At 43.3% G+C, this 6,000-nt stretch carries 4 protein-coding genes; 1 reads left to right on the top strand and 3 read right to left on the bottom strand.

Annotated features, from left to right (window positions below):
• Window positions 1-220 precede the first annotated feature (220 nt).
• The 3 genes from MXE28_RS06310 to MXE28_RS06300 form a co-directional block, all read right to left on the bottom strand.
• Window positions 221-1,405 (bottom strand): cyclopropane-fatty-acyl-phospholipid synthase family protein, encoded by a 1,185-nt coding sequence (locus MXE28_RS06310; protein ID WP_226974482.1) that lies wholly within the window; start codon window positions 1,403-1,405, stop codon window positions 221-223.
• Window positions 1,406-1,840: 435 nt separating this feature from the next.
• Entirely contained in the window at window positions 1,841-3,037 is a 1,197-nt protein-coding gene (gene megL, locus MXE28_RS06305; protein WP_021841548.1) for a methionine gamma-lyase, read from the bottom strand.
• 249 nt (window positions 3,038-3,286) lie between these two features.
• A complete protein-coding gene (locus tag MXE28_RS06300) occupies window positions 3,287-4,237 on the bottom strand; it encodes a LysR family transcriptional regulator (protein ID WP_226974483.1) in 951 nt (316 codons plus the stop codon).
• A 422-nt stretch (window positions 4,238-4,659) separates the two neighbouring features.
• Here MXE28_RS06300 and MXE28_RS06295 point away from each other — a divergent pair, with 422 nt between their 5' ends.
• Window positions 4,660-5,910: a hypothetical protein gene (locus MXE28_RS06295; RefSeq protein ID WP_156704841.1), complete on the top strand. Its 1,251-nt coding sequence runs from the start codon at window positions 4,660-4,662 to the stop codon at window positions 5,908-5,910.
• Window positions 5,911-6,000 lie beyond the last annotated feature (90 nt).

Below are 6,000 nucleotides of genomic sequence, written 5' to 3'. Positions count from 1 at the left end.
CAGTATTTATCTAAGTTTGCAGCACTTTCTACACACACTTTTTGTCCTATAACTCAAAATATAATATATTAAATAAACCCCGACTCATCGGTTGATGAATCGGGGTTTTGTTATGTCATGTTCAGCTCAAATAAAATATGTCCTGTTTGGCTGAAATAATTTATAGCGTGGTTGGCTTAAATCAGCCTGCTGTAGTTCAGGTAATTATTGGCAGAGTTGATTAATACCAACGCGTCATCGGTAAATCATTGTTGATACCCTTGGTAGCTAAAATCTGATGTAAGTCCATCATGCCGTTCGCAAAAGCAGCAGCGCAGCCGTTGAGGTATAAATCCCACATACGGATGAAGCGTTCATCAAATTTCTGACGAATAATCGGAAGTTTGGCACGGAAGTTTTTATCCCATTCCAACAAGGTTTTGTTGTAGTGCATACGAAGGTTTTCAACGTCGAGCACATGGAATTTATCGTCCGTCATGTCCGAAATCATTTCGCGAAGGCTTGGGAGCATGCCACCCGGGAAGATATATTTGCTCATCCATGCATCGCCCGGTTTTTCATCCATACCGCTGATGAAGTGAAGGAGGAAAAGACCGCCTTGGGCGAGAACGGAGTCTACACAGTCGTTGAAAAGTTGATAGTTTTCACGCCCCACATGTTCAACCATGCCGACGCTCACAACACGGTCGAATTCAAGGCCTGATTTTGGTAAATCGCGGTAGTCCATGAGTTTCACTTCGAGGTAATCTTCCAAGTGATTTTCCTTGATACGTTCTTGGAATTTTTCATACTGTTCATGGCTGAGCGTAATGCCGGTGCCCTTGATTTTGTATTTTTTAGCCGCTTCGAGGAGTAAATAACCCCAACCACAGCCGATATCTAAGAGGCGCATGCCTTCTTTTAAATACAGTTTGTCTAAAATGCGATGGATTTTATTCATCTGTGCTTCGTAAAGAGTCGTATTCTCATCTTCGAAGTAAGCGCAAGAGTACTGCATGGTTTCATCGAGCCAAAGGGAGTAGAAGTCGTTACCGATATCGTAATGGCTCTGCACTTCTTCCGCTTGGTGCTTCTTGGTAAGCGGATTGTGGGTTAGTTTGGTGAGTACGTCGCCGGCCGTGGAGAATTGATCCATTTGGCCGAGGAAATGGTTCAACGCGAAGTATAAATCGCCTTCAATTTCTAAATTGCCGTCCATGTATGCTTCGCCGAGAGCGATGGATGTACTCGTCATGAGCTTGTTTGCGGGAATGGGTTCCTTCATATCTACTGTAAAAAGAGGTTCCCCTTCGCCAATTATATATTCATTATCTTTAAATTTTACTTTAAAAGGATTGGCATCGAATCGTTTTAAGAAACTAATCATTGCCTTTTCCTCTATTTTTTCACCTAAGTTGCCTAACATCTCAAGGTACCTCCTTATTAAAATTTTGACTAGCTTGTTTTTATATACTAAAACTTTAGATGTGAAAAGTCAAACAATTTGGCGGTTGTAATATGTAATAATAGATATAGAAAATATAAATAGATGAAAATATTTTTATTGTGTTATTATAAAGAATAATTAATAATGCCCCTACCTGAAAACACGAGGATTACAGGCAAGGGCATTATAGTAATTGAGAGTTCCTATCTACTACATAGTGTTTAATGAAATAAGGTTATTAGTTTTTAAATATAATGAGCGAATAGGAATACCAAAATTCACGCATCGTTAAGGCTGACAATTTGCCGGTGCCGACCTTATCGCAAGTGTAAAAGGAGGCGTGAAGTTTTGCTGTTAATTTGAAGTGATTACGTTAGGATGCTGATCTTAATTGCTGATTGTGATAATGTTGAACTATTTAGCTATTTGGTCCAAAGCTTGGGCTAAATCGGCAATGATATCGTCCGCATCTTCGAGACCTACGGATAAACGCACGAGGCCTTCGCTGATGTTGGCAGCGGCCAATTCTTCTTTCGTGTAGGTGGAGTGCGTCATGGACGCTGCGTGTTCGATGAGGGTTTCCGCATCGCCTAAGGAAACGGCTAAGCGGCAGAGCTTAACGCTGTTCATAACAACGGCTCCTTCTTTGACACCGCCTTTTAATTCGAAGGATACCATGCCGCCCGGTAAAGCCATTTGCTGTTTAGCCAATTCATATTGCGGGAAGCTGGAAAGACCCGGATAGTTTACGGATTTAACAGCCGGATGGGTTTCGAGGAATTGAGCTACTTTCATAGCATTGGCGCAATGACGTTCCATGCGGATGGCCAACGTTTTAAGGCCGCGGGCTACGAGGAAGGCATCAAACGGGCTGAGTACGGCACCGGTCATGTCTTTGATACCGTATAGGCGAACTTGCGTTAAGAAGTCGGCGGAGCCGCATACAAAACCGGCAATGACGTCACCGTGACCGTTTAAGTATTTGGTAGCGGAGTGAACCACTACATCGGCGCCTAAAGACAATGGTTGTTGGATGTAAGGTGTGCAGAAGGTGTTGTCAACAACAACGAGACAATCGGCCTCTTTATGGCTGATTTCGGCAATCGTTTTGATGTCTACAATTTTAAGTGTCGGGTTAGCCGGCGTTTCCAAATACACGACTTTAGTATTTAGTCTGAAAGCTTTTTTCACAGCGTCTATATCGCTCATATCAACGAAAGTTACTTCAACGCCCATGCGGGTCAAGCCGTGGTTAAGAAGGGCGAAGGTGCAGCCGTACAAGGTGTCACAGGCGATAACATGATCGCCCGCTTTCAGCGCCGTCCACAAGGTGGCGGAAATAGCCCCCATGCCGGATGCGGTGGACATACAAGCTTCGGCTCCTTCTAAAAGGGCTAACTTCTCTTCCAACTGCGTGTTGGTCGGATTGCCTAAGCGAGAGTAGATATAGCCCCCTTCTTCGAGGGCAAAGCGACGACCGCCCTGTTCGGCAGAGTCGAAAACGAAGGTAGAGGTTTGGTAAATAGGGGCTGTTAAAGCTCCAAATGTATTAGGCGCTGCGCCGCCGTGAATTGCTTTAGTAGAGAATCCCTTGTTTTTTAAATTTTCCATGTTATATACCTCCTAAAAGTAAGTCTTTTTAAAACGGACAAGTTATTGGGAACACCGTTTATTTTGAGGTCAGTGTAACATGGATAGTTCATGCTGTATAATATCCCTTGGAGTGTATTTACCATGCATTAAAACTATATCTAAATTAATTGATTTGCAGTAAGTAAATAGAGCCACCGGCAGGGGCCGATGGCTCTTTGATATAAGAAATCTGTGTTATTGTTACAGCTTAGGCTAGGAAAGAATCATTTAGGCCTCGTTTTTTAGAGGTGCAAAAACGGGATGGCTTAAGGAATCAATGGAATCTTCCAGGAGCTCCACATAATCTGTCATAGCCGGCGTCATATTGGTGTTTTTTAGTTTTATCCAGCCAATATTGATAAGGTCCAGGGAGCCTTCCAGCGGAATGGATAAAATACGGTCTTTGGTAATGTTCGGCAATAGGCAACCACAGCCGATGGTAAAGGCATCGGTGCAGGCTAAGAGGTGTAAAATAGTGGAGCGGTCGGATACGACGAGGGAGCGATTGTCCTGAAGACCGCGGACGCTCACCTCTTCGGCATACTGATAGGAGTCATTGCCCTGGTAGTATTTGATATACGGATAGTCCTGCAGATCCTCTACGGTGAGGGCACCGGCGTTTTTTAACGGATGATTATGACCGATATAGACGCAAGGCGGGAATTGACGAAGTGGCGTAAACTCAATGCCTTTTTGCGCAAAAAGACGTTTCATAAATTTATTGTTGCTCCGTGACAGATAGAGAATACCCAGTTGGCTTTTCCCTAAGAGGACGTTGTCGATAACTTTGGATGTGCGACATTCGTTAAAAACGATGGTATAATCGGAGACTTTTTTCAAACGTTTTACAAAATTCGTGAGTGCTTCGATGGAGAACATGTAGTGTTGGGCCGACACGGTAAGGGTGAGCCGATTGTTGATGCTGTCCTGATTAAAGTAGTTGTTAAGGCCGTTGACCTGCTCGAGAATGCGATGGGCGTAGTCTAAAAACTCAAGGCCTTCAACGGTGAAGGAAACACCGTGGCGCGTGCGTTCCAGTATGGTAATGTCGAATTCCTTTTCCAGGTCTTTAATGGATTTAGAAAGGCTCGGTTGCGCAATGAATAAACGCTGGGCCGCCAGTGTAATAGATTGGCATTTGGAGATTTCGACTAAGTAACGCAATTGTTGTAAGGTCATAAGGACGCCTCCCAAGTGACATAGCTTTAAACTATAGTATCAACACTTAATTAAGTATTTCACAGTGTATTTTTAACATGTTATGCTGAACCTATATTAAGTACCGTTAGACGTCTCGGTACTTCCCTCATACATAGTTAACTATAACAGGTATAAAACACGGGATTATAGGTATATAAGACTTTTGTTAAGGTATATTACTGAGTTGATAAATAAATTGAATTATATGACCATTTTATTGTAACAGGGAATGCAAAAAAAGTCATGCTTTATCAGAATATATACTATGAGAAATTGTACTTATATGTCATAATGTATAATTAGAGGAGGTTTTCATGAATAAGGAAATTCAAGTTGAGGCGACGCTTACGGCTGTCGGTGAACCGGTTGCTATAGGGATGAGCAAAGCGGCCAGAGCCGGTATGAGCGACGCTGAGTGGCGTGAAGCCACCCGTTTTGACAGTACTGACTGGGGTTGGATTATCATGAGTATCGGCATGGCTATTGGCGCCGGTATCGTGTTCTTGCCCGTTCAAGTCGGTATTGTAGGGGTGTGGGTGTACTTGTTGGCAGCGGCCGTGGGGTATCCGGCGCTCTATTTGTTCCAGCGCTTATTCGTTAATACCTTGGCGGTATCGCCGGAATGTACGGATTATCCGTCCGTTATTTCTCATTATTTGGGTAAAAACTGGGGTATCTTCTTAGGCGCGATTTATTTCGTTATGATCGTCATCAGTATCTTCGTGTACTCTACGGCGATTACCAATGACAGTGCGTCCTTCTTATACTCTTTTGAGGTAACGGACACGATTCTATCGAGTAATCCGTTCTACGGGTTAGGTGTTATTTGTTTATTGGTGGCCATTGCGGCCCAAGGGGAGAAGATTCTTTTCAAAGTATCCACCGGGCTGGTACTTACTAAGTTACTAGCCATTATCGTGTTGGGGCTCATCATGGTAAGCCATTGGAATTTGGCGAATGTTCCGGCCTTACCGAGCTTGTCCGATGCGCTCTATCAGGCGTTTACCATGTTGCCGTTGACGCTCACGTCGATTCTCTTTATTCAGACGTTGAGTCCTATGGTAATTTCCTATCGCTCCCATAATAAATCGGTGGATGTGGCTTGGCACAAATCCTTGCGAGCCATGAATATATCGTTCGGCGTTCTATTCGTGACCATCTTTTTCTTTGCCATTTCCTTTAATTTGGCCATGAGTCATGAGCAAGCCGTTATGGCGGCCAGTCAAAATATTTCCGCCTTGGCTATTGCAGCGAGTGAAATGGACGGCGATACGGTGAGAATTTTAAGCTTATTGCTTAATATTTTCTCGATTATGACAGCCTTCTTCGGCGTATTCCTGGCATTCAAAGAATCGTGTCAGGGGATTGCCATTAATTTGTTAAAACGTGTGTATGACGAAGATTGCATTAATCGCAAAGCGATTGCTTGGGGTACCTTGGTATTTGGTGTATTGGTCGCTTGGGGCGCCATTATTCTGAATATTCCCGTACTTCGTCTCTTAACGTGGATGGGCCCGATTATGGGGATTATCGGTTGCTTTATACCAACTTATTTGGTATATAAACTAGATTTCCTGGCTCGTTTCAGAAGTCCAAGTCTTATGTTTATCATAGCAGCCGGCATCTTGCTCAGTATTTCGCCGTTTTTCTAAAAAATTCACTACGGAGTGTTAAGGGTTCATTAGTAACAATTTAATTAAGCAGTATCTTAGCAGTACAAGAAGTAAATAGCAGTAAATTAG

It is taken from the genome of Veillonella sp. KGMB01456 (assembly GCF_023051165.1).
Classification (GTDB): domain Bacteria; phylum Bacillota; class Negativicutes; order Veillonellales; family Veillonellaceae; genus Veillonella_A.
The sequence above is the reverse complement of the archived record's forward strand: the minus strand, read 5'-3'. Positions and strand labels throughout refer to the sequence as shown.

Bases quoted from the DNA above. Each gene is read 5' to 3' on its own strand.
- MXE28_RS06310 (WP_226974482.1), bottom strand. From the start codon at position 1,405: ATGTTAGGCAACTTAGGTGAAAAAATAGAGGAAAAGGCAATGATTAGT.
- megL (WP_021841548.1), bottom strand. From the start codon at position 3,037: ATGGAAAATTTAAAAAACAAGGGATTCTCTACTAAAGCAATTCACGGC.
- MXE28_RS06300 (WP_226974483.1), bottom strand. From the start codon at position 4,237: ATGACCTTACAACAATTGCGTTACTTAGTCGAAATCTCCAAATGCCAA.
- MXE28_RS06295 (WP_156704841.1), top strand. From the start codon at position 4,660: ATGAGCGACGCTGAGTGGCGTGAAGCCACCCGTTTTGACAGTACTGAC.